Source organism: Burkholderia sp. AU33423 (assembly GCF_002223135.1).
GTDB classification, from domain to species: Bacteria; Pseudomonadota; Gammaproteobacteria; order Burkholderiales; family Burkholderiaceae; genus Burkholderia; species Burkholderia lata_D.
The window spans coordinates 536,572-559,372 of record NZ_NKFH01000004.1 but is presented as its reverse complement, the minus strand read 5'-3'; the positions used below and the strand labels follow the sequence as shown (position 1 = coordinate 559,372).

18 protein-coding genes are annotated in these 22,801 nt (G+C 68.3%); 12 read left to right on the top strand and 6 right to left on the bottom strand.

Features of this window, described 5'->3' with window-relative positions:
- Nucleotides 1-376 precede the first annotated feature (376 nt).
- On the top strand, nucleotides 377-1,582 hold the full coding sequence (locus CFB50_RS05285; protein WP_179254152.1) for an IS110 family transposase: 1,206 nt from the start codon (nucleotides 377-379) through the stop codon (nucleotides 1,580-1,582).
- A 228-nt stretch (nucleotides 1,583-1,810) separates the two neighbouring features.
- On the opposite strand, the gene CFB50_RS05280 is transcribed toward CFB50_RS05285, so the two are convergent.
- Together CFB50_RS05280 and CFB50_RS05275 are read right to left on the bottom strand one after the other, a co-directional pair.
- Nucleotides 1,811-2,080: a hypothetical protein gene (locus tag CFB50_RS05280; RefSeq protein ID WP_089445160.1), complete on the bottom strand. Its 270-nt coding sequence runs from the start codon at nucleotides 2,078-2,080 to the stop codon at nucleotides 1,811-1,813.
- Nucleotides 2,081-2,181: 101 nt separating this feature from the next.
- Entirely contained in the window at nucleotides 2,182-3,288 is a 1,107-nt protein-coding gene (locus CFB50_RS05275; RefSeq protein ID WP_089445159.1) for a substrate-binding domain-containing protein, read from the bottom strand.
- A gap of 131 nt (nucleotides 3,289-3,419) precedes the next feature.
- Here CFB50_RS05275 and CFB50_RS05270 point away from each other — a divergent pair, with 131 nt between their 5' ends.
- The 4 genes from CFB50_RS05270 to CFB50_RS05255 are packed head-to-tail and all read left to right on the top strand — an operon-like array spanning nucleotide 3,420 to nucleotide 8,722.
- Nucleotides 3,420-3,920, top strand: coding sequence for an NAD(P)H-dependent oxidoreductase subunit E (locus CFB50_RS05270; protein ID WP_089445158.1), 501 nt, complete (start codon nucleotides 3,420-3,422; stop codon nucleotides 3,918-3,920).
- Entirely contained in the window at nucleotides 3,917-5,494 is a 1,578-nt protein-coding gene (locus CFB50_RS05265) for a formate dehydrogenase beta subunit (RefSeq protein ID WP_089445157.1), read from the top strand. Before CFB50_RS05270 ends, CFB50_RS05265 begins: the two co-directional genes overlap by 4 nt.
- Before the next feature lie 17 nt (nucleotides 5,495-5,511).
- The gene (gene fdhF, locus CFB50_RS05260) at nucleotides 5,512-8,463 is read left to right on the top strand and encodes a formate dehydrogenase subunit alpha (RefSeq protein ID WP_069247418.1); all 2,952 of its coding nucleotides are present in this window, start codon (nucleotides 5,512-5,514) and stop codon (nucleotides 8,461-8,463) included.
- A 7-nt stretch (nucleotides 8,464-8,470) separates the two neighbouring features.
- Nucleotides 8,471-8,722, top strand: a complete 252-nt coding sequence (locus CFB50_RS05255) for a formate dehydrogenase subunit delta (RefSeq protein WP_089445156.1) — start codon at nucleotides 8,471-8,473, stop codon at nucleotides 8,720-8,722.
- A gap of 8 nt (nucleotides 8,723-8,730) precedes the next feature.
- On the opposite strand, the gene CFB50_RS05250 is transcribed toward CFB50_RS05255, so the two are convergent.
- On the bottom strand, nucleotides 8,731-10,374 hold the full coding sequence (locus tag CFB50_RS05250) for an FAD-dependent monooxygenase (RefSeq protein ID WP_089445155.1): 1,644 nt from the start codon (nucleotides 10,372-10,374) through the stop codon (nucleotides 8,731-8,733).
- 130 nt (nucleotides 10,375-10,504) lie between these two features.
- Here CFB50_RS05250 and CFB50_RS05245 point away from each other — a divergent pair, with 130 nt between their 5' ends.
- Nucleotides 10,505-12,346 carry a tetratricopeptide repeat protein gene (locus CFB50_RS05245; protein ID WP_441299793.1) on the top strand — a complete coding sequence of 614 codons (1,842 nt, stop codon included), beginning with the start codon at nucleotides 10,505-10,507 and terminating at the stop codon, nucleotides 12,344-12,346.
- Between the two features lie 84 nt (nucleotides 12,347-12,430).
- Here CFB50_RS05245 and CFB50_RS05240 read toward each other — a convergent pair whose 3' ends face one another.
- Nucleotides 12,431-13,726 carry an MFS transporter gene (locus tag CFB50_RS05240; RefSeq protein ID WP_089446035.1) on the bottom strand — a complete coding sequence of 432 codons (1,296 nt, stop codon included), beginning with the start codon at nucleotides 13,724-13,726 and terminating at the stop codon, nucleotides 12,431-12,433.
- Between the two features lie 351 nt (nucleotides 13,727-14,077).
- Between CFB50_RS05240 and CFB50_RS05235 the strand changes: the two genes are divergently transcribed.
- Nucleotides 14,078-15,028: a hypothetical protein gene (locus CFB50_RS05235; protein WP_179254151.1), complete on the top strand. Its 951-nt coding sequence runs from the start codon at nucleotides 14,078-14,080 to the stop codon at nucleotides 15,026-15,028.
- A gap of 76 nt (nucleotides 15,029-15,104) precedes the next feature.
- On the opposite strand, the gene CFB50_RS05230 is transcribed toward CFB50_RS05235, so the two are convergent.
- A complete protein-coding gene (locus CFB50_RS05230; RefSeq protein WP_089445152.1) occupies nucleotides 15,105-15,797 on the bottom strand; it encodes a DUF2968 domain-containing protein in 693 nt (230 codons plus the stop codon).
- A 115-nt stretch (nucleotides 15,798-15,912) separates the two neighbouring features.
- Nucleotides 15,913-17,094: a gamma-glutamyl-gamma-aminobutyrate hydrolase family protein gene (locus tag CFB50_RS05225; protein ID WP_089445151.1), complete on the bottom strand. Its 1,182-nt coding sequence runs from the start codon at nucleotides 17,092-17,094 to the stop codon at nucleotides 15,913-15,915.
- A gap of 280 nt (nucleotides 17,095-17,374) precedes the next feature.
- On the opposite strand from CFB50_RS05225, the gene CFB50_RS05215 reads away from it, so the two are divergent.
- The 5 genes from CFB50_RS05215 (at nucleotide 17,375) to CFB50_RS05190 (ending at nucleotide 22,774) form a co-directional block, all read left to right on the top strand.
- Nucleotides 17,375-18,055: a GntR family transcriptional regulator gene (locus CFB50_RS05215; protein ID WP_089445150.1), complete on the top strand. Its 681-nt coding sequence runs from the start codon at nucleotides 17,375-17,377 to the stop codon at nucleotides 18,053-18,055.
- A 7-nt stretch (nucleotides 18,056-18,062) separates the two neighbouring features.
- Nucleotides 18,063-19,439, top strand: coding sequence for an amidase (locus CFB50_RS05210; protein ID WP_089445149.1), 1,377 nt, complete (start codon nucleotides 18,063-18,065; stop codon nucleotides 19,437-19,439).
- A 139-nt stretch (nucleotides 19,440-19,578) separates the two neighbouring features.
- The gene (locus tag CFB50_RS05205) at nucleotides 19,579-20,091 is read left to right on the top strand and encodes a disulfide bond formation protein B (protein WP_069247410.1); all 513 of its coding nucleotides are present in this window, start codon (nucleotides 19,579-19,581) and stop codon (nucleotides 20,089-20,091) included.
- 628 nt (nucleotides 20,092-20,719) lie between these two features.
- A complete protein-coding gene (gene xdhC / locus CFB50_RS05195) occupies nucleotides 20,720-21,730 on the top strand; it encodes a xanthine dehydrogenase accessory protein XdhC (protein ID WP_089445147.1) in 1,011 nt (336 codons plus the stop codon).
- A gap of 18 nt (nucleotides 21,731-21,748) precedes the next feature.
- Nucleotides 21,749-22,774, top strand: coding sequence for an adenosine deaminase (locus CFB50_RS05190; RefSeq protein WP_069247409.1), 1,026 nt, complete (start codon nucleotides 21,749-21,751; stop codon nucleotides 22,772-22,774).
- The last annotated feature ends 27 nt before the right edge of the window (nucleotides 22,775-22,801 follow it).

Here is a 22,801-nt window from a genome sequence, read left to right as displayed (position 1 = left end):
GTCTGTGTTCGCGGTGAACACCTTGTTCATCGCTGACAACCCGAAGTTTATGTAGGCGGATGCTTAAGAATAAGGCAGGTTTCTGAAAGACATCCTTCCTGATTTACGGGTTAACCCTAAATCACCCGTCAGGCCGGCGATGCGCCCCCGTTACTATCTTCACGCCCCGATAATCGGGGCTTTGGCCAGCCAGGCCCGGCATGATTCTCGCCCCCAGTCGCAGTCATGATCCGGGGGGTGTTGTCACCGGGCCTGGTGGGTGGCTGGTGATCGCTGATAGGGGTTTGGCCGGGATATCCCGACGCCGTCCGTAACGTGGATGCCGAGACTTGCCACCGATGTTGCAGGCCAATCCGTTCACTCTGCTCATACTTCGATGCAAGACACTCAACAACATAGCGCCGTCGATGTCTTCGTCGGTGTTGATGTCGGTAAAGGCCAGCATCACGCCGTCGCGCTCGATCGGAACGGCAAGCGCCTGTACAACAAGGCGCTACCCAACGACGAGGCCAAGTTGCGCGCCCTCATCGACGAACTCAAGACTCACGGCCGACTCCTGTTCGTCGTCGATCAGCCTTCCACCATCGGCGCGCTTCCCGTGGCCGTTGCCCGCGATGAAGGCGTACTCGTCGCCTATCTGCCCGGACTGGCCATGCGCCGCATCGCTGATCTGCACGCCGGCGAAGCCAAGACCGATGCCCGCGATGCCGCGATCATCGCCGAAGCCGCTCGCTCGATGCCGCACACACTGCGCTCGCTTCGGTTGGCCGATGAGCAGCTCGCCGAACTCACCATGCTGTGCGGCTTCGACGACGATCTCGCCGACCAAGTCACCCAAACCAGCAACCGCATTCGCGGCTTGCTCACCCAGATCCATCCCGCTCTCGAACGCGTTCTCGGACCGCGCCTCGACCATCCAGCGGTGCTCGATCTGCTTGAGCGCTATCCGTCGCCCGCCGCGCTCGCCGCCACCAGCGAGAAGACACTCGCCAATCGCCTGACCAAGCTCGCACCGCGCATGGGCAAAGGCTTGTCGGCCGAGATCGTTCAGGCGCTGAGCGAACAAGCCGTGACCGTGCCCGGCACGCAAGCTGCCACCATCGTTATGCCTCGCTTGGCTCAGCAGCTTGCGGCCTTGCGCAAGCAACGCGACGAGGTCGCCGCCGAAGTTGAGCGACTGGTGCTTGCTCACCCTCTTTGGCCGGTCCTGACCAGCATGCCGGGAGTCGGCGTCAGGACCGCCGCCAGACTCCTGACCGAGGTCGCCCATAAAGCGTTCGCTTCGGCCGCCCACTTGGCGGCCTACGCCGGCCTTGCCCCAGTCACCCGGCGCTCAGGCTCATCCATCCGCGGCGAGCATCCATCCAGACGAGGGAACAAGGTGCTCAAACGCGCCTTGTTCCTATCCGCCTTCGCGGCCTTGCGGGACCCCCTCTCGCGGGCCTACTACGCGCGCAAGATCCAGCAGGGCAAGCGCCACAACCAAGCGCTCATCGCGCTAGCACGGCGACGCTGCGACGTCCTGTTCGCCATGCTGCGCGACGGCACCATTTACCAACCCAAGTCAGCCCCTAACGCTTGACGAACGACATAGGGGCACCCCCCCTGCATCGCCCGGCGTCGAATCGCATGAAGATGCGCCGGAAAGCAAAAGCCCCGCGAAGCGGCAACGCTTCGTGGGGCTCGGACAAAATCGGAAATCGCACGGGCGTCCGGCTGCCACCGGTCTGTCAGGTCGGCGTGCGAGCGCAACGCCCGCCAGTCGAACCGGTGCCGCGGGCCCCTCGTGGGGACGCGCCCGTCAGCCAGGTTACCGGCTATCCATCGGACACTTCAGGTTGCAGCCGTTCGGATCGCCCAGGTCGCCCTTGCGGCGCAAGGCCGACTTCTTGCCGCTCTGGTATTTCTCCGACGGCGCGGACGCCGCGAACGGCATCTGCGGATGCTCGTTCAGGCGAAACTGTTCACTCAGGATACCGCCAGGCACACCGGGCGAATTCTGCGCGAGCGCGAACGGCGAAACAGCGGCCAGCAGCCCCGCGGTCAACACTGCCGCGGCGAGGGGAACGGAAAATTTCATGGCGGGATGACGCTTGAACGGCGTGCTTGTTGGAACGTTGGTCAAGCGGCAAGCGTAGCGTAAATCCCCTGCTGCTGCATCGCGGTTCGATTGCGTCCGCGTTACCGGGAATTGCCTTCCGGCACGCTCGCGCCGTCGCCGCCGGCCAGCCCCGACGCGATGCTCGTCAGCGTTCCGCACGCAGCCGGATCGTAGCCGTCGAGATGCGCGACGCGCTCGACGAAGCGCGCATCGCGCAGCAACGCCAGCACACCGGCAAGCGGCCGCGCGTCGAGCCGCGCGCGTTCGCATGCAAAGTAATAGTCTTCGTCGACGACCGGGATGAAATCGAGCCCGAAATGATGGGCGGCCGGCTCGACGCCGAAGCCGAGATCGGCCATCCCGCTCGCGACGAACGCCGCGATCGCCGAATGCGTAAGCTCGGCCGACGCGTAGCCGTCGATGCGCTCGGGATCGATGCCGATCGCGCGCAGCGCAAGATCCAGCAGCATGCGCGTGCCCGACCCCGGCTGGCGGTTGACGAAGCGGATGTCGTTGCGGGCGAGATCCGCGAGCCCGCGAACCTGCTTCGGGTTGCCGCGCGGAATGAACAGCCCCTGCTGGCGCCGTGTCAGGTGGATCAGCACATGGCGCGTATCGTCGAGCCACGGCCGGTAGATCTGCGCGCACTGCGCGCGAAACGCGCCGCGCGGCAGATGGAAGCCGGCCAGGTCGCACTCGCCGCGGGCAAGCGCCTGCACGGCCTCGACGCTCTCGCGATACTTGATGTCGACAGCCGCCTGCGCATCGACCAGCGCGGAGACGAGCGTCGCGACCGCGTAGCCGTGCGACGCGTGAATACGTACGGCGCCGTCGCGCTGCGCGAGCCGCCGGTTCAGGTCGCTCGCCACTTCGGCGGCCAGCGTGCGCAGGTTCCCGTCGAGCCGGCTGCGCGCGAGGCGCTGCGCATCGACGACGGCCTGTCCGAGCGCCGACAGCGTCGAGCCCTTGCCGCGCGCGGTTTCGATCAGTTCCCCGCCGATGCACGCCTCCAGCGCGCGCAGCATGCCCCACGCGTGCCGGTAGGACAGCCCTTTCGCTTGCGCGGCCTGCGCAATGCTGCCCGTGTCGGCCACGAGTTCGAGCAACGGCGCGACATCCGACAGGCTGGCCGCACGGCCTTCCGTGTCGCGCACGGTCAGATACGCGTCGCATTCGATGCGAATCAATTATGCACTCCGATTTCCTATTGCGACCGCCAAATCTTCCGCTTATCGTTGGTCAAAATCAATCAGAGCGAAGTCTCGATGTGCACTATATGAATTTCGAGCACATATGAGATTTTGGAGGAGCACAACTGATGTCCCCGAATTCCCAAGCGCCCGACGCACTCGTCGAGCGCCATGCGCGCGCCGGCCGGTCGCTCGTGGCGATCCTGCACGCGATCCAGGACGACGCGGGTTACGTGCCGCCAGGCTGCGTCGCGCCGCTCGCGCGCGCACTCAACCTGTCGCGCGCGGAAGTGCACGGCGTCCTGACTTACTACCACCACTTCCGCACCGCGCCGCCCGCCCGCGTAACGATCCAGATGTGCCGCGCCGAAGCGTGCCGCAGCATGGGCTGCGAAGCGCTGGCCGCGCATGCGGAAGCCCGCACGGGTTGCCGGTTCGACGCGGCGCACGGCGATGCCGCCGATGCGCATGCGCCCGGTGACGTCGCGCTGGAATCGGTCTACTGCCTCGGACTGTGCGCGCAGTCGCCGTCGCTGACGGTCAACGGTGTGCTGCATGCCAAGGTCACGCCGGAGAAATTCGACGCGCTGCTTGCCGACGCGGTCGCCCACACGCCGGAGGCCGCATGACGACCCGCATCCATGTCCCGCGCGATTCGTCCGCCCTGGCACTCGGCGCCGACGCGCTCGCCGCCGCGATCGAGGCGGAAGCCGCACGCCGCGGCATCGCCATCGACCTGGTCCGCAACGGCTCGCGCGGGCTGCTGTGGCTCGAGCCGCTCGTCGAGGTCGGCACGGCCGCCGGCCGCGTCGGCTATGCGAACCTGTCGGCCGCCGACGTGCCGGCCCTGTTCGACGCAAACTGGCTCGAAGGCGGCACGCATCCGAGCGGCGTCGGGCTCGTCGACGCACTGCCCTATCTCGCGCGCCAGCAACGCCTCACGTTCGCCCGCATCGGGCTGACCGACCCGCTGTCGATCGACGACTACCTGCGATACGAAGGCCTCGCGGGCCTGAAGAACGCGCTCGCGCTCGACGGCGATGCCGCGTGCGAAATGCTGATCGAATCGGGGCTGCGCGGCCGCGGTGGTGCTGCGTTCCCGGCCGGCATCAAATGGCGCACGGTCCGGCAAGCAAGCGCCACGCAGAAATACATCGTCTGCAATGCAGACGAAGGCGATTCGGGCACCTTCTCCGACCGCCTGATCATGGAATGCGATCCGTACTGCCTGATCGAAGGGATGATCATCGCGGGCGTCGCGACCGGCGCGACGGTCGGCTACATCTACGTGCGCAGCGAATATCCGCACGCAATCGCCACGCTCGAAGCCGCGATCGTCCGCGCACGCGAAGCCGGCTGGCTCGGCGAGCACGTGCTCGGCTCCGCGCACGCGTTCGAGCTGCACGTCGCGAAAGGCGCGGGCTCGTACGTGTGCGGCGAGGAAACGGCACTGCTCGAATCGCTCGAAGGCAAGCGCGGCGTCGTGCGTGCGAAACCGCCGCTGCCCGCGCTCGCCGGCCTGTACGGCCAGCCGACCGTCATCAACAACGTGATCACGCTTGCAACTGCGCCCGTGATCTTCGCGCGCGGCGCGGCGTTCTATCGCGACTACGGGATGGGTCGCTCGCGCGGCACGCTGCCGTTCCAGCTCGCCGGCAACATCCGCCACGGCGGCCTCGTCGAACTCGCGTTCGGCGTCACGCTGCGCGAGCTGCTGTTCGACTTCGGCGGCGGCACGGCCAGCGGCCGGCCCGCACGTGCCGCGCAGGTGGGCGGCCCGCTCGGCACCTACCTGCCCGACCACCAGTGGGACGTGCCGCTCGACTACGAAGCGTATACGGCGATTGGCGCGGTGGTCGGCCACGGCGGCATCGTGCTGCACGACGACTCGTCGAACCTCGCCGAGCTGGCCGAATACGCGATGAAGTTCTGCGCGATCGAGTCGTGCGGCAAGTGCACGCCGTGCCGGATCGGTTCGACGCGCGGCGTCGAGACGATCGCACGCATCCGCCACGGCGATACGTCGGAGCGGCAGGTCACGCTGCTGCGCGACCTGTGCGACACGATGCTGGCCGGTTCGCTTTGCGCAATGGGCGGCATGACACCCTACCCGGTGCTGTCCGCGCTCGACCATTTCCCCGAAGATTTCGGGCTCGCTACCGGCACACCTGCCGCGTCGGGTCCGGTCAAGGCTGCGGCCTGACCCAGAAGGAGCCCTGCATGTCCCTCGACACGAACAACGTCCGCCAAGGCGGCTGCGGCTCGGGCCAATGCGCGTGCAAGAACGCTGCGCAGGCGCGTGCCCTCGATCCGTTCGACGATACCGACTACGGCACGCCGCAACGGCATGCCGATACCGACGTCACGCTCGAAATCGACGGCCAGCCGGTCACGGTGCCGGCCGGCACGTCGGTGATGCGTGCGGCGATCGAAGCCGGCGTCAACGTCCCGAAGCTCTGCGCGACCGATTCGCTCGAACCGTTCGGCTCGTGCCGGCTGTGCCTCGTCGAGATCGAAGGCCGGCGCGGTTATCCGGCGTCGTGCACGACACCTGCCGAAGCGGGCATGAAGGTGCGCACGCAGTCGGACCGGCTGCAGTCGCTGCGTCGCAACGTGATGGAGCTGTACATCTCCGACCATCCGCTCGACTGCCTCACCTGCCCCGCCAACGGCGACTGCGAGCTGCAGGACATGGCAGGCGTCGTCGGGCTGCGCGAGGTGCGTTACGGCTTCGACGGCGCAAATCATCTGCGCGACAAGAAGGACGAATCGAACCCGTACTTCACGTACGACCCGTCGAAGTGCATCGTCTGCAACCGCTGCGTGCGCGCCTGCGAGGAAACACAGGGCACGTTCGCGCTGACGATCGCCGCACGCGGCTTCGAATCGCGCGTCGCGGCCGGCGAAAGCGAATCGTTCATGGCGTCGGAATGCGTGTCGTGCGGCGCGTGCGTCGCCGCCTGCCCGACCGCCACGCTGCAGGAAAAATCCGTCGTGCAACTCGGGCAGGCCGAACACTCGGTCGTCACGACCTGCGCATACTGCGGCGTCGGCTGCTCGTTCAAGGCGGAGATGAAGGGCACGCAGGTCGTGCGCATGACACCGCACAAGAACGGCCTCGCGAACGAAGGCCACGCGTGCGTGAAGGGACGCTTCGCGTGGGGCTATGCGACGCACAAGGACCGCATCACGAAGCCGATGATCCGCGAGAAGATCACCGATCCGTGGCGCGAAGTCAGCTGGGACGAAGCACTCACCTACGCGGCAACGCAATTCCGCAAGCTGCAGGACAAGTACGGCCGCGATTCCATCGGCGGCATCACGTCGTCGCGCTGCACGAACGAGGAAACCTACCTCGTGCAGAAGCTGGTGCGCGCCGCGTTCGGCAACAACAACGTCGACACCTGCGCACGCGTGTGCCACTCGCCGACGGGCTATGGCCTCAAGACGACGCTCGGCGAATCGGCCGGCACGCAGACGTTCGCATCGGTCGGCCAGGCCGACGTGATCGTCGTGATGGGCGCGAACCCGACCGACGGCCACCCGGTGTTCGGCTCGCGGCTGAAGCGGCGCGTGCGTGAAGGCGCGAAGCTGATCGTGATCGACCCGCGCCGCATCGACGTCGTCGACGGCCCGCACGTGAAGGCGACCCACCACCTGCAGTTGCGCCCCGGCACCAACGTCGCGATCGTCAACGCCCTCGCGCACGTGATCGTCACCGAAGGGCTCGTCGCCGATGCATTCGTCGCCGAGCGCTGCGAGACGCGCGCATTCGAGCAATGGCGCGAGTTCGTCTCGCGTGCCGACAACTCGCCGGAGGCGACCGCCGACGTGACGGGCGTGCCGGCCGAGTTGGTCCGCGAAGCCGCGCGCCTCTATGCGACGGGCGGCAATGCCGCGATCTATTACGGACTGGGCGTGACCGAACACGCGCAGGGCTCGACGACGGTGATGGGCATCGCGAACCTCGCGATGGCGACCGGCAACATCGGCCGCGAAGGCGTCGGCGTCAATCCGCTGCGCGGCCAGAACAACGTGCAGGGCTCGTGCGACATGGGCTCGTTCCCGCACGAACTGCCCGGCTACCGGCACATCGGCGACGAGGTCGTGCGCACGCAGTTCGAAGCAGCGTGGTCGGCGAAGCTGCAACCGGAACCGGGGCTGCGCATCCCGAACATGTTCGACGCGGCGCTCGACGGCAGCTTCAAGGGGCTTTACTGCCAGGGCGAGGACATCGTCCAGTCGGACCCGAATACGCAGCATGTCGCGGCCGCGCTGTCGGCAATGGAATGCATCGTCGTGCAGGACATCTTCCTGAACGAGACCGCGAAATACGCGCACGTGCTGCTGCCCGGTTCGTCGTTCCTCGAGAAGGACGGCACGTTCACGAACGCGGAACGCCGCATCTCGCGCGTGCGCAAGGTGATGCCGCCGCTCGCGGGCTACGCCGACTGGGAAGTCACGCTGATGCTGTCGCGCGCGCTCGGCTACGAGATGGACTACGCGCATCCGTCGGAAATCATGGACGAGATCGCGCGACTCACGCCGACCTTCTCGGGTGTGTCCTACGCGAAGCTCGATACGCTCGGCAGCATTCAGTGGCCGTGCAACGAGCACGCGCCGGAAGGCACGCCGACGATGCACATCGACGCATTCGTGCGCGGCAAGGGCAAGTTCGTGATCACGCAGTTCATCGCGTCGCCGGAGAAGGTCACGCAGCGCTATCCGCTGATCCTGACGACGGGCCGCATCCTGTCGCAGTACAACGTCGGCGCGCAGACCCGCCGCACCGAGAACGTGCAGTGGCACGAAGAGGACCGCCTCGAGATTCATCCGCACGACGCCCAGGATCGCGGTATCCGCAGCGGCGACTGGGTGGGCATCGAATCGCGCGCGGGGCAGACGGTGCTGCGCGCGCTCGTGACCGAACGCATGCAGCCGGGTGTCGTTTATACGACGTTCCACTTCCCCGAATCGGGCGCGAACGTGATCACGACGGACAGCTCGGACTGGGCGACGAACTGCCCCGAGTACAAGGTGACGGCCGTGCAGGTGCTGCCCGTCGCGCAGCCGTCCGACTGGCAGCAAGCGTATGCGCGCTTCAACGCGGAGCAGCTCGACCTGCTCGAGCGCCGCGCCGCCGCGACCGCCGGCGTGACGACAGGCAAGTGAGGAAGCGATGGACAACGGACACCTGATCGACATGGCCAACCAGATCGGCGCATTCTTCGAATCGATGCCCGATCGAGACGAAGCGCTGACCGGCATCGCCGACCATATCCGGCGCTTCTGGGAGCCGCGGATGCGTCGCGCGTTTCTCGCGGCGCTCGACAATCCGTCGAGCGAGGCCGGGCAACGTGCGGCACCGATCGTGCGCGACGCGATCGCCGTGCACCGCGCGTCGCTCGTACCCGCCGCGGCGAGCGCCTGAGCGCAGCGCTACGCGGACCGCGACATGCCCGCGAACCAGATTTCGCAGTGGCGCAGCAGCGCGTTCGCGTCAGTCGCCGTGCGCCCGCGCACGGCGACGTAACCATCCGGACGCAGCAGGTAAAACGACGGCCGCGAGCGGCCGTATTCCTGCGCGAGCCCGGCATCGCCGCCTTCGGGATCGGTGACGCGCCAGACGCGCACCGCATCCGGCATGATCCGGTCGAGCCCCTGCACGAGCGCCTGCGCATCGGCCGGCATCGGCGGCACCGCGCCGGTGTCGGTATTCACCGGCTCCTCCAGCAGCAGCAACGTGAAGCTCGCCGGATCGTGCAGGTCGTATAGCCGCGCCGTTCCGGGCGCCTGACCGAGCGGCCCGTCGAGCACCCGCACGCGCGCATCGGGTGCCCGCTCGCCTGCGCGCGGCCCACCGTCGAGCACGCGCTCGAGCGTAAGCGGACTCTTCCGGTACTGCACGCCGAGCTCGCTGACCGTGCGCCGCACCGCGTCGCGCATCGGCCCGAACGACGCCAGCACCGGCACGACGTGATCGCGCAGCAGCTTCATCGCGCCGCGCTCGGCTTCGACGATCTGCGTGACGAACCCGGTCTGCCGCAACACGTCGCGCTCGATCGGATGACGCTCCGCGTGATACGTGTCGAGCAGCCGCTCGGGCGTGCCCGCGCCGAGCACGCGCGCGAGCTTCCAGCCGAGATTGAACGCCTCCTGGATGCCGGTGTTCATGCCCTGCGCGCCGGCCGGGCTGTGGACGTGCGCGGCGTCGCCCGCGAAGAACACGCGCCCGTGACGCAGCCGGTCGACCATCCGGCTGTGCAGATGAAAATACGACGACCAGGCGAGATCGCTCGGCGAGATCGACGCACCGGCGCGGGCACGCACAATCGCGTCGCATTCCGCGAGCGACGGGGGCGGCGCATCGGGTGACGCGTCGCTGCCGGGCGGCCGGTCGGCCACGAGCCGGTAACGGCCGCCGCCCATCGGAAACAGGCCGGCGATGCCTTCGGATGTCGTGAACAGGTGGATCTCCTCGTCCGGCCAGTCGGGTATCGCCGCGAAATCGGCAAGCAGGAAGGTCTGCTCGAACGCATGCCCGGTGAAGCCCAGGCCGAGCAGATGCCTGACCGTGCTGTGCGCGCCGTCGGCGGCGATCAGGTACGACGGCGAGAACGATTCGTCGCGGCCGTCGGCACAGCGGATCGACACGTCGAGCGACGCGCCGCCCGCATCGCACGCGGTCAGCGTCGCGCCACGCTCGACCGTCACGCCGAGCCGGGCCAGATGGTCGGCAAGCAGGCGCTCGGTGATGGTCTGGTCGAGAAACAGCAGGTACGGATAGCGCGTTTGCAGCGGATCGAAATCGAGCCGCGCGATCACGCGGCCGTCGGCATGCAGTGCGGCCGCATGGGCACGGTGACCGAGCGCGAGAAATGGCTCGACCGCGCGATGCTGCTCCAGCAGTTCGAGCGTGCGCGCCTGGATGCCGATCGCGCGCGAATGCGGCGCGGGCGCGGCGAGCCGATCGATGATGCGCACCGGCACGCGGGCCCGCGCGAGGCTCATCGCCGCGGCAAGGCCGGTCGGCCCCGCGCCGACGATCAGCACGGGCCGGATATCGGGCAGTGTGTCAGCCATGAGAACCTCGATGACACGCAACCCTGCAAGTCTACGCCGCTCCGCGTGACGGGGCCATATGCCGATCGGCCGACGCGCGGCACTACCACGCGGTGTGGGAAAATACGCGCTTTCCGCCAGTTTTCGCGTTATGGATTCCGCATTCGACCAGGCGTATGCCGCACACCGCGCGGGCCGCCTCGCCGAGGCCGAGCACGGCTATCGCAACGCGCTCGCCTCCAATCCGGCCGACGCCGACGCGCTGCATCTGTTCGGCGTGCTGCGGCACCAGCAGGGCCAGCACGCCGAGGCGGCCGATCTCGTCGGCCGCGCCGTCGCGCTGCGGCCGGGGGATGCCGCACTGCAGCTCAATCTCGGCAACGCGCTGAAGGCACTCGGCCGGCTCGACGAAGCCGTCGACCGCTTTCGCAACGCGCTGACGCTCGCGCCCGAATTTCCGCTCGCGCACTACAACCTCGGCAACGCGTATGCGGCGCTGCAGCGCCACGACGATGCGATCGATGCATTCGGCCGCGCGCTGCGGCTCACGCCCGACGATGCATCGATCCACAACAATCTCGGCAACGCGCTGAACGCGCTCGGCCGCCACGACGACGCGCTCGCCGCGTTCCATCGCGCGCTCGAGCTGCGGCCCGGGCATGCGGGGGCGCACAACAACCTCGCGATGGCGCTGAACGCGATGGGCCGCGCCGACGACGCGATCGCGCATTTCCAGGCCGCGATCGCCGCGCAGCCGCGCTTCGTCGCCGCCCATTTCAATCTCGGCAACACGTTCGATGCGGTTGGCCGGCATGCGGAGGCGGTCGCCGCGTTCGAGGCCGCGCTCGCGCTGCATCCGCCGTTTCCGCTCGCGCTGTTCGGGCTCGCGAACGCACTGAGCGCGCAGGCCCGCCACCGCGATGCACTGCCCTACTACGAGCGTGCCGTCGGTCTCGATCCGTCGTTCAGCCTGGCCTGGCTGAATCTCGGCAACGCACATCACGCGCTCGGTGCGCACGAAATGGCGCTGCGCGCCTTCGACCAGGCGCTGCGCGTCGCGCCCGATCTCACGCTGGCACGGCTGCACCGCGCGGTCACGCTGCTGACGCTCGGCGACTTCGCGCGCGGCCTGCCGGCCTATGAAGCGCGCCACGACACGCCGGGCGCGACGCCGCTCGGCGCGCTGCCGCGCTGGCAAGGCGAGCCGATTGCGTCGCGCACGCTGCTGATCCGCGCGGAACAGGGCTTCGGCGACACGCTGCAGTTCGTCCGCTTCGTGCCGCTCGCCCGCGCACGCTGCGCGCGCGTCGTGCTCGAAGTCCAGCCGGAACTGGTGACGCTGCTGGCGCCGGCCGCGGCGCGCTGGCGCGTGACGCTCGTCGCACTGGGCGCGGCAAAACCGCCTGCCGCGGATGTCGCGTGCACGCTGATGAGCCTGCCGTTCCTGCTCGGGCTTCAGACGAAGGAGGACATCGTCGCGGGCTCGCGCTACCTCGACGCGCCCGACGGCGCCGGCCGGCGCTTTCGCGGCTCGCTCGGCGGGCAGTCGAAGCGCAAGTTCGGCCTTGCGTGGTCGGGGCGCCGGCAGGCGCAGGAAAACCGTTCGATGCCGTTCGACGCACTCGCACCGCTGCTCGCGCTGCCGGACATCGACTGGATCGTGTTGCAGCCCGCACTCGACGACGATGAACGCGCGCGCGTCGACGCGCATCCGCGCGTGCATCGGCTCGACGGCCGGCTGAACGACTTTGCCGACACGGCCGCACTGATCGATCGGCTCGACGGCGTCGTCACGATCGATACGGCGGTCGCGCACCTCGCCGGCGCGCTCGGCAAGCCGCTGTGGGTGATGTTGCCGTTCGCGCCCGACTGGCGCTGGTTCACCGGCGACGACTGCCCGTGGTATCCGCAGGCCAGGCTCGCCCGCCAGCCCGCGCCGGGCGAATGGCACGACGTGGCGGCCGCGGTCGCCGGCATGCTGCGCGAAACCTGAACGCAGACGAAAAAAGGGAGCGCGCCGCGCTCCCTTTCTCATTCCATTGCGTGCGGACGGCGCCGCGCGCCATACGGCTGCCGGTCAGGCCGCCTTGTACTGGTTACGCGCGTCGGGCGTGCGATACAGCACGAGTGTCGCGATCAGCCCGCAAATCGCGGCAACGCTCAGCCATAAACCCGGCGCCGCCTTGTTCCCGGTCTGATGAATCAGCAGCGTCGAGATCGCGGGCGTGAAGCCGCCGATCGTCGTCGCCAGGCTGTAGGCAAGCGAGAAACCGGCCGTGCGCACGTCGGCCGGCATCACTTCGGTCAACGCGACGACCATCGCCCCGTTGTACGACGCGTACAGGAATGACAGCCACAGTTCGACCGCGAGCAGCCGCAGGAACGACGGATCGCCGACGAGCCACAGCACAGCCGGGTAAGCCGTCAACAGCGTCAGCACGGTGAACGCGATCAGCACCGGGCGGCGACCGATGCGGTCGGACAACGCACCGGACAGCGGCAGCCACACGAGATTGGAGATCCCGACGCAGACGGTCACGACGAGCGCGTCGAGCGACGACAGGTGCAGCACTTCCTTGCCGAACGTCGGCGTATAGGCAGTAATCATGTAGAACGACACCGTCGTCATGATCACCATCCCCATGCCCGCCACCACGATGCCCCAGTTGTCGAGCATCGAACGCATGATCTCGCCCATCGTCGGACGATGACGCTTCGCGAGGAATTCGTCGGTCTCCTTCAGCGAACGACGGATCAGGAACAGGAACGGCACGATCAGGCAGCCGATCAGGAACGGAATGCGCCAGCCCCACGCGGTCATCTCCTCGACCGGCAGTGCGCGATTCAGCAGCACACCGACGAACGCGGCGAACACGACGGCCACCTGCTGGCTGCCCGACTGCCACGACGTATAGAACCCCTTGTGCCCCTTCGTCGCGATCTCCGACAGGTAGACCGACACGCCGCCGAGTTCGACGCCCGCCGAAAAGCCCTGCAGCAGCCGGCCGAGCAGCACGAGCGCCGGTGCGAGCACACCGATCGTCGCATAGCCGGGTATCGCGGCCACCGTGAGCGTGCCGAGCGCCATCAGCCCGAGCGTCAGGATCAGCCCCTTGCGGCGGCCGTGATGGTCGATGTAAGCGCCGAGCACGATCGCGCCGACCGGCCGCATCAGAAAGCCCGCGCCGAACACCGACAGCGACAGCATCAGCGACGCGAATGCGTTGCCGCTCGGAAAGTAGGTTTTCGCGATGGCCGACGCGTAATAGCCATAGACCATGAAGTCGTACATTTCCAGGAAGTTGCCGCTGACGACCCGGAACACGGTGCGGACTTTCGACTCCTGCGCGATGGCGTGTGACGCTGTGGACATGTTTTTCTCGCTCAGCTCGGATGGCGCGAATCCGCGCCGCATGGATCCGACGACGCACGCGGCGCCGGGCCGGCGCGCACGGGCATCGCTGCCCGCCGGCGGCGCGCCGCGCAACGACGCGCGCACCGGCATGGTTCGCGCATCATGCCACGCCCACCCGACATTTGCCTTGAGTCGCCCCTGCCAGTGCGGTCGCCGCGCCCTCCTCGTACGAGTCGTCCCGAAACGGAAGCAAAAATCGGATTGATCTGATCGACCGGGCTTCGCCGGCTGACCACAATGTCTCGATTTGCAACCACAGTTCGGCGCCGCACCGGCACGGTTGCCCGTGTCGCATGGCGCACCGCCCTCATGACCCCATCGCCCCTCGTCCCCGTTGCAGGCGCACTCGCCCGCCCTCGCGTCGCTCCGCTCGATCACGTGCCGTCGTTCGGCCGCGAGTGGACCTTTCGCGGCGCCCCCGGTGCGCGGCCCGGCAAGCACTGCCTCGCGACACTGACGACGTCCTGCATCGACGTGGACCGGCCGCACCGCGCATGCCACTGGCAGCCGCCGCCCGCCATGGCGTCGGCATCGACTTGTGCCGAGGCGCCGGTTGCATTGCCTGCCGCTGAGAGCCCGTGTTCCCGCCGTATCGCCGGCAGCGCTCGCGACCGGCGTGCGAAGTACGCGATCTGCTGGACTATCGGCGCGCTCGGCATCATCGGCTGGCTGATTGCCGCGCATGAACCGGTTGCGGGGTTCGGGCCTGCATACGCGATTCACGCGGCAGGTGGCGTACCGGATCACGGTACGTCGTCGTCCAGTACCGTGCGGGTCGCCGCGGGTCATCCGCATACGTCGACGAGTGCGCCACCGCCGCGCAGGACGGCAGCGCCTGTCGCGACCACGGCCGCGTCACCGCCGGCCACGCACCAGGTCGGGCATCGTCCCGCATCGCTTCGTCCGAAGGCAACATCCAGCGTGCCGCCGACAGCCACTGCCGCATCGCCGCGCTCGGGCGGCAAGCGCATGGCGGCGGCGCCGGTCCGAACACCAACCGTGATGCTGATGGCCACGCGGCCGCCGATCCGCGGCAGCATGGTCGATGCCCGCACACGCGGTCGGCTCGCCGCGTCGCCGCGTACAGTTGCCGATACGCGCGATACGCTCGACGATCCGCTCACGCTGATCGCAATGGCAAGCGCGCTGCGTGCTACCCAGCCTGCCCGCGCAACACACGCACCCGCTACCGGCGTGGACTGGACGGCACAGCTGTCCCACCGCCGCCTGACCGATACGCCGGACGCATTCGCGCGCTGACGGCCCGGCCATAAAAAAACCCGGCGAAGCAAGCTTCGCCGGGTTTTGCTCGTCTCCGCGTCCGTCTGACGATGCGTTACTTGTGCGCGGGCAGCCCCGTCTCGGTCTGCTTCTCGAGCTGTCGCACCTGCTCCTGCAGATCACGCAGCTGCAACTGCGCGGCCCGCTTCTCGACCTGCAGCGCCTGCGTCTGCTCCTGCGCCGAGCGCTGCCGCTGCGCGACTTCAGCCTGCTGGCTGCGCGCAACGCTCAGGTCGGCCTGCAACTGCTGAGCACGATTCGCCTGCAGCGCGATCACGCGTTCGAGAAACGCCTTCTGCGCCTCCAGCTCGGTGCGGCGGATCTCGATATCGGCGAGTTGTACGGTCTGCTGAACGAAGTTCGCGTACACCATCTCCGCGCGGTTCTTCTCCTGCGACCGGATCACGCGCCACAGATGCTTGTCCTGGAACAGTGCGACGTAGTACGTCATCTCGCGCGGGTCGAACATCAGGCTCGCACCGTAGCTGCCGTTGTATGTCGTGCGCATCTCGACGATCCGGCCGTCGTGCAGCATCTGCGTCAGCTCGGCGACGTTGCCTTGTGCGGATGCATCCGTCGCGGCCGTGGCGGATGCATCCGTGTCGCCGCGCAGGCTCGTGACTGACGGACGCGTACCGGCGGCGGGCGCCGTCGCGTCAGCGGCCCAGGTCGCGCCCGCTTGCGCGCAGGCAGCCAGCGCAACGATCCACGTGGCGCATCGTGCAGGGAAAAATTTTCGGAAAACCAACGTCAGACTCCGGCGAACGAATCGGAACTCGCGATTATCGTTCAAAACGAAACGGCCGCATCTCGAATTTGTCGGGATGCGGCCGGCCTTCGTCCGACGCGAAGAATACGGCTTGCTACAGGCGGGTTTCGCGCGCCGCGCGCAGGAATGCATCGAGCAGCGGCGTGCAGTCGAGCAGCTCCGAACCGCCGGCGCGATGGAACTCGGGGTGCCACTGCACGCCGACGACGAACGGCGAACGGCGATGGCGAATGCCCTCGATGATCCCGTCGCCGGCCGACACGGCTTCGATGTTCAGATCGCGGCCGAGATCGCGGATCGCCTGGTGGTGGATCGAGTTGACGATCGCTTCGCTGCGCCCCGGGAACATGCTCGCAAGCGTCGACGAATCCGGGAAGCGGATCGCGTGACGATGCTGGTCGTAATGCTCGCTCACGTGCGCATTCGCGGTCGGCACGTCGGTGGCGATGTCCTGGTACAGCGAGCCGCCGAACGCGACGTTGATCAGCTGGCAGCCGCGGCACACGCCGAGAACGGGTTTGCCGGATTCGACGAACTCGTGCAGCAGTTCGAGCTCGTACATGTCGCGCACGCGATCGCCCGGCCATTCGGGGCGGGCGTCGGATGCAGCATAGGTTTGCGGCGATACGTCTGCGCCCCCCTGCAGCAGCAGGCCGTCGAGATGCTTCGCATAGTCGCGCAGGCGGATGTTGCTCGGATGAATCATGCCCTGGTGGCCGACGGTCGGAATCATGAACACGAGCACGTCGCGTGACATGACCCAGTGGGCGATCGATTCCTCGAGATACTGGAGCGTCTTGCCCCGCAGCCCCTTCGCACCCGGTTCCGGATGGAAGATCCGTGCCGACACGCCGATGCGCAGCGTGCGCTGCGTGATGCGCTGGCCGGCACGGTCGAACAGCCGGCGGGCGCGCGCGGCCACGATCCGGCCGAATACCGACCACGGCGTGTCGCTCTGCTTCAGATAGGCCGGCGGCGCATTCTGCGCGTTCGCAGGCGGCGGGCGCGGCGTGTCGAAATCAGGCTGCGCGCCGAAACCGGGTGGCGGCGTTCCAGCCTTCGGCGGCGCGGCGGCAGCAGCACCATTGATGGCGGCACCGGGCGCACCCGGCTCGGACGCGGCCGTCACCGGTGACGCGCCGTCGGCAGCAACGTTCCGCGCGGCGGCCTGGGCGGCCGGCGCATCGGGCGCTTTCGCCGGATTGGGACGGGGGGAATCGGAAGAAACGGAGGCGTTGCCGGGCAGACCGGCCGGGGAAGGCGTGTTTTCGCTCATGACGATGGTCTGGTACGTCGCTCACGCGTATGGATAAACGAGGATTCATTATGCTTCAGCGCGCGATCGAGCGGCAAACCTGCAACATCCTGTCGATATTGTTGCAAGTCGGCGGCAAACTGCGTCGGGGAGCGTCCCCGCCCGCGCGCCGGCTATGCCGATGCGGCACCGCCAGTACTGGACACCAGTGATATATCACAATAATATCCACGCATCGCCCACGTTTCCCGACCGCCTGCGCCATGATCGCGCCCCGCCCGGCCGCTGCGCCGCACCCCGCATGAATGCCCTCGCCGACGTCACCCGCGAGCACCCGGCCGCCCCGACGGCCAGCCTCGCCGACCGCGCGTATGCCCTGATCCAGCGCGACATCATCACGATGCGCCTGAAGCCCGGCGCCGCCCTCAACGAAGCCGACCTCGTCGCCCGCACCCGCATCGGCCGCACGCCGGTGCACCAGGCCGTGCATCGGCTCGTGCTCGAGGGGCTGCTGTCCGTGATGCCGCGCAAGGGATTGATGGTGCAGCCGCTGTCGCTCGACGACATCGTCGCGGTGATCGACGTGCGGCGCATCAACGAAGCACACTGCGCGGAACTCGCCGCGCGCCATGCGACCCCCGAGGACCTCGCGCGCCTGTCCGCGCTGCTCGACGACGGGCAGGCCTGCGTCGACACGCACGACGTCGAAGGCATGATGGAACTCGACCGCGCATTCCACCAGGCGATCGCCGCGGCCGCGCGCAATGCGGTCCTCGCCGACATCCTGCGCGGCCTGCATGAGCGCTCGCTGCGCTTCTGGTTCGTCACGCTGTCCGAACCTCACCATCTCGCCGACGTCCAGCACGAGCACCGCGAACTGTTCGATCGGCTATCCGCGCGTGACGCCGCCGGCGCACGCGCGGCCGTTGAAAGTCATATCGATTCGTTCCGCTCCACGCTTCTTCAACATCTTCGCCCCTGAGCCGCCCATGACCTCTTTCACGCCCTTCCCCCCGCTCGCCCAGCTCGCCGCCGACCTTGCCGCCGGCCGGACCACGAGCCGCGCGCTCGTCGACACCGCGCTCGACCGGATCGCCGATCCGTCGGGCCAGGGCGCCGTCGTCTTCACCGAAGTCGATGCCGACAACGCGCGTGCGGCCGCCGATGCGCACGACCGGCTGCGCGCCGCGGGCACCGTGCTGTCGCCGCTCGCGGGCATTCCGGTGTCGGTCAAGGACCTGTTCGACGTCGCGGGTCAGGTGACGCGTGCAGGTTCGCGCGTGCTCGACGGCGCGCCGGCCGCGCGCACCGACGCGGTCGCCGTCGCGCGGCTCAAGCGCGCGGGCGCGGTGCTGGTCGGCCGCACCAACATGAGCGAGTTCGCGTTCTCGGGGCTCGGGCTGAACCCGCACTTCGGCCATCCGCGCTCGCCGTACCACCGCGACGTGGCGGGCGACGCGCGGATTTCCGGCGGCTCGTCGTCCGGCGCGGCCGCGTCCGTCGCCGACGGGATGGCCGCCGTCGCGCTCGGCACCGACACGGGCGGCTCGATCCGCATTCCGGCCGCGCTGTGCGGGCTGACGGGCTTCAAGCCGACCGCGAGCCGGATCCCGACGCAAGGCGGCGTGCCGCTGTCGACGACGCTCGACTCGTTCGGCCCGATCGGCCTGACGGTCGCCTGCTGCGCGCTCGTCGACCGGATGCTCGCGGGGCTCGAGCCGCACGTGCCAGCCGCCCGGCCGCTCGAAGGCGTGCGGCTCGGCGTGCTGACGAACTACGTGACGGACGGCGTCGATGCCGACGTCGCGGCCGCGCTCGACACCGCGCTCAAGCATCTCGAAGCCGCCGGCGCGATCGTCACGGAAGTGCGTTTCCCCGCGCTCGACCGGCTGCCGGACGTCAACCGCTTCGGCTTCTCGCCGATCGAGGCCTACGCATGGCATCGCCCGCTGCTCGCCAAGCACCGCGACCAGTACGACCCGCGCGTGCTCACGCGGATCCTGAAGGGCGAACCCGCGAGCGCGGCCGACTATCTCGACCTGCTCGCCGCGCGCACGGCGATGCTCGATGAAGCCGCGCACACGGTCTGGTCGCGCTTCGATGCGCTCGTCGCGCCGACGGTGCCGGTCGTGCCGCCGCGCATCGCCGACCTCGAAGCGGATGACGATGCCTTCACGCGCACCAACGCGCTGATCCTGCGCAACCCGAGCGCGTTCAACTTCCTCGACGCGTGCGCGTTGTCGCTGCCCTGCCATCCGCGCGACGCGGCGCCAGTCGGGCTGATGCTCGCAGCCGCACCGCATCGCGACGACGCGCTGCTCGCGATCGGCCAGGCGGTCGAGGCCGTGCTGAACACGATCCGCTGAGCGCAGCCAACCGGGCGCCGGCGGACAGGGCGCGCGGTGCGGCAGGCTGCCGCATGCGCGCTGTCAGTTTCGTGCCAGACCGTTCGCGCTAAAATCGCGCGATTGTTTTCCGGACCGACCGACGAGGAACCCCGCCGACATGAACGACTACACGCTTGCACTCCGCCGCGAACGCCGTCTGCTGATGCTGCTCGGATGGGTGTGCATCGCCCTGCTGGCCGGTGCGCTGTACCTGCAGTACGTGAAGAACGAAGACCCGTGCCCGCTGTGCATCATCCAGCGCTACTTCTTCTGCGCGATCGGGATCTTCGCGTTCCTGGCCGCCGGGATCCGCAACTGGCGCGGCGTCTGGGTGCTCGAGCTGCTGATCGCGATCGCCGCGGCCGGCGGCGTCGGCACGGCCGCCCGGCACCTGACGATCCAGATGAATCCGGGCTTCAGCTGCGGCTTCGACACGCTGCAGCCGATCGTCGACAGCCTGCCGCCCGCGCAGTGGTTCCCCGGCATGTTCAAGGTCGCCGGGCTGTGCGAGACCGTCTATCCGCCGATCTTCGGCATCCTGCTGCCCGGCTGGGCGCTGATCGGCTTCGCCGTGATCCTGATCGCGGTCGTCGCGAGCCTCTGGCGCCATCGCCGCAAGCTCGCGGCCTGACCGGCCGGCTTCGTACCGTCCTGCGCGCGGCCCGTTCGCCCGGGCCGCACACCGCCGGCCGGTAGCCGCCCGGCTCAGGCGCGCCCGCCGGCCAGCCCGGTGAGTCGCATCCGGCCCGCCAAGCGTAAACACTTACCCCGCCGCCGCCCGGCTCTCCGGGCGAACGTGCATCGCGCGACTTCCGCGCCCAGCCCCGCCACGCCTGCGTTTCGGCCCGATGTGCACGCATCGGCGCCCCGATCCCGCGCGGCGGGCCTATGATCGACATGATCGCCTCCTGATAGCCCGGATCACCGCCCAGCGATGTTCCCGTCGCCTTGCGGTGCTATCTTCGTGACTGGATGGCGATCTACGTGCGCGAGGCCAGGCGGTCTCACCACCCCTGCGTAACGCGCGCCCGATCCGCAATGTCGACTGGATTCATCATGACAACGCAAACCATCCGCATCCGTCACCCTCATGGCGTCCGCACATCCGGCGGTGCCGTCCGCGCGCGCCGTCGGCGCGCTGCCGCCGCACTGCATCAGCCGTGCGGCCGGCCCGCCTCGCTCCCGTCCGTCATCGTTGCCGTCACGCCCGCCAGCTCGCGCCGCGTGTCGTGCCGCGTCGTCCCGAACGGAGCGTGCTGATGGAAGCCTGGCTCGGCGATCTGCAGCAACTGCTCGCGCACGGCGAAGCGGCCGTGCTCGTGACGGTCGCGCACACCGACGGCTCCGCGCCGCGCGAAGCCGGCACCAAGATGCTCGTCACGCGCGACACGGCCCGCCATACGATCGGCGGCGGTCATCTGGAATGGAAGGCGATCGAGATCGCGCGGCATCTGCTGAAGGATGGCGCGCACGTGCCGCACGCGCGCCGGCTCGAACGGCTCGCGCTCGGCCCGAGCCTCGGCCAGTGCTGCGGCGGCGCCGTGGTGCTCGCGTTCGAGCGGCTCGATGTGGGCGATCTCGGCTGGATCATGTCGCTCGCGAAGCGTGTCGCGGCCGGCGCCGCGACCGTGCGTAGCGTATCATTCGGCCCCTCGCCGGGCGCGCCGCTGTTGAGCGAGCCCGAATCGGAAGCCGCGCGTGCCGACTGCCTGCTGTGGGAAACCGGCGGCGTGTCGCTGATGACCGAAACGATCGCGCCGTATGCGTTCCCCGTCATGCTGTTCGGCGCCGGACACATCGGCACCGCGCTCGTGAAGGTACTGGCGACGCTGCCGTGCCATGTGCGCTGGATCGACGGGCCCGATGCGGTGTTCCCGCCGGCCGACACGCTCGCCGGCATCGGCAACCTCGCGATCGAAGCGGCCGCTGCCCCGGCCGACGCGGTCGACGCCGCACCGCCGCAGTCGTATTTCGTCGTGATGACGCACGACCACGCACTCGATTTCGTGCTGGCCGAGCGCATCCTGCGGCGCGGCGACTACGCGTACTTCGGGATGACCGGCTCGCACGCGAAACGCGTGCAGTTCGATCATCGCCTCGCCGCGATCGGCATCGACCCGGCCCAGGTCGCGCGGATGCGCTGCCCGATCGGTGTCGAAGGCATCATCGACAAGGCGCCCGAAGTGATCGCGATCTCGGTGGCTGCGCAATTGCTGCAGGCCGTCGAGGCAAACGCGAATGCGTCCACGCAGGCTTCCCCTACCTACTGACCGACCAAGAACGACGCCATGACCCCGACATTCAAGGACAAGATTGCCCGCGCGCCGAAAGCGGAGCTGCACATCCATATCGAAGGCTCGCTCGAGCCCGAACTGATCTTTGCACTCGCGCAGCGCAACGGCGTGAAGCTCGCGTACGACTCGATCGACGCGCTGCGCGCCGCGTACGCGTTCACCGACCTGCAGTCGTTCCTCGACATCTATTACGCCGGCGCGAGCGTGCTGCTGACCGAGCAGGATTTCTACGACATGACGGCCGCGTACTGCGAACGCGCGCTCGCCGACAACGTCGTCCATACCGAGCTGTTCTTCGATCCGCAGACGCACACCGAGCGCGGCGTATCGATCGAGACGGTGGTCGCGGGCATCGAACGCGCACTCGCCGATGCCGAACAACGCGGGCTGTCGAGCAAGCTGATCCTGTGCTTCCTGCGCCACCTGTCCGAAGAGGACGCGCTCGCGACGTTCGAATCCGCGCTGCCGCTGTTCGAGCGCTATCGCCATCGCCTGATTGGCGTCGGCCTCGACTCGTCCGAGCTCGGCCATCCGCCGACGAAGTTCGCACGCGTGTTCGAGAAGGCGCGCGCGCTCGGGCTGAAGCTCGTCGCACACGCTGGCGAGGAAGGCCCGCCCGCCTACATCTACGAAGCGCTCGACGTGCTGAAGGTCGACCGGATCGACCACGGCGTGCGCAGCATCGAGGACGCGGCACTCGTCGAGCGTCTCGCGAAATCGCGCACGGCGCTCACCGTGTGCCCGCTGTCGAACCTGAAGCTGTGCGTGTTCGACGACATGGCGAAGCACACGCTGAAGGCGCTGCTCGATCGCGGCGTCGCGGTGACGATCAACTCCGACGATCCGGCCTATTTCGGCGGCTACGTCAATGAAAACTACTTCGCGACGGCCGAAGGGCTGCAACTTACGGATGCCGAAGTCCATGCGGTGATCCGCAACGGCTTCGAGGCGTCGTTCATCGAACCGGCGCAGCGCGACGCACTGTACGCGCGCCTCGACGCGTACTGGCAGGCCGCGTGACGGCCGGCATCGAGGCACGCTAGACAG

Excerpts from the sequence above, each read along its gene's own strand:
- CFB50_RS05280 (WP_089445160.1), bottom strand. The coding sequence starts at position 2,080 with ATGAAATTTTCCGTTCCCCTCGCCGCGGCAGTGTTGACCGCGGGGCTG.
- CFB50_RS05225 (WP_089445151.1), bottom strand. The coding sequence starts at position 17,094 with ATGAGCGAAAACACGCCTTCCCCGGCCGGTCTGCCCGGCAACGCCTCC.
- fdhF (WP_069247418.1), top strand. The coding sequence starts at position 5,512 with ATGTCCCTCGACACGAACAACGTCCGCCAAGGCGGCTGCGGCTCGGGC.
- CFB50_RS05245 (WP_441299793.1), top strand. The coding sequence starts at position 10,505 with ATGGATTCCGCATTCGACCAGGCGTATGCCGCACACCGCGCGGGCCGC.
- CFB50_RS05270 (WP_089445158.1), top strand. The coding sequence starts at position 3,420 with ATGTCCCCGAATTCCCAAGCGCCCGACGCACTCGTCGAGCGCCATGCG.
- CFB50_RS05215 (WP_089445150.1), top strand. The coding sequence starts at position 17,375 with ATGAATGCCCTCGCCGACGTCACCCGCGAGCACCCGGCCGCCCCGACG.
- CFB50_RS05255 (WP_089445156.1), top strand. The coding sequence starts at position 8,471 with ATGGACAACGGACACCTGATCGACATGGCCAACCAGATCGGCGCATTC.
- CFB50_RS05235 (WP_179254151.1), top strand. The coding sequence starts at position 14,078 with ATGACCCCATCGCCCCTCGTCCCCGTTGCAGGCGCACTCGCCCGCCCT.
- CFB50_RS05285 (WP_179254152.1), top strand. The coding sequence starts at position 377 with ATGCAAGACACTCAACAACATAGCGCCGTCGATGTCTTCGTCGGTGTT.
- CFB50_RS05210 (WP_089445149.1), top strand. The coding sequence starts at position 18,063 with ATGACCTCTTTCACGCCCTTCCCCCCGCTCGCCCAGCTCGCCGCCGAC.
- CFB50_RS05190 (WP_069247409.1), top strand. The coding sequence starts at position 21,749 with ATGACCCCGACATTCAAGGACAAGATTGCCCGCGCGCCGAAAGCGGAG.
- CFB50_RS05265 (WP_089445157.1), top strand. The coding sequence starts at position 3,917 with ATGACGACCCGCATCCATGTCCCGCGCGATTCGTCCGCCCTGGCACTC.
- CFB50_RS05250 (WP_089445155.1), bottom strand. The coding sequence starts at position 10,374 with ATGGCTGACACACTGCCCGATATCCGGCCCGTGCTGATCGTCGGCGCG.
- xdhC (WP_089445147.1), top strand. The coding sequence starts at position 20,720 with ATGGAAGCCTGGCTCGGCGATCTGCAGCAACTGCTCGCGCACGGCGAA.
- CFB50_RS05240 (WP_089446035.1), bottom strand. The coding sequence starts at position 13,726 with ATGTCCACAGCGTCACACGCCATCGCGCAGGAGTCGAAAGTCCGCACC.
- CFB50_RS05205 (WP_069247410.1), top strand. The coding sequence starts at position 19,579 with ATGAACGACTACACGCTTGCACTCCGCCGCGAACGCCGTCTGCTGATG.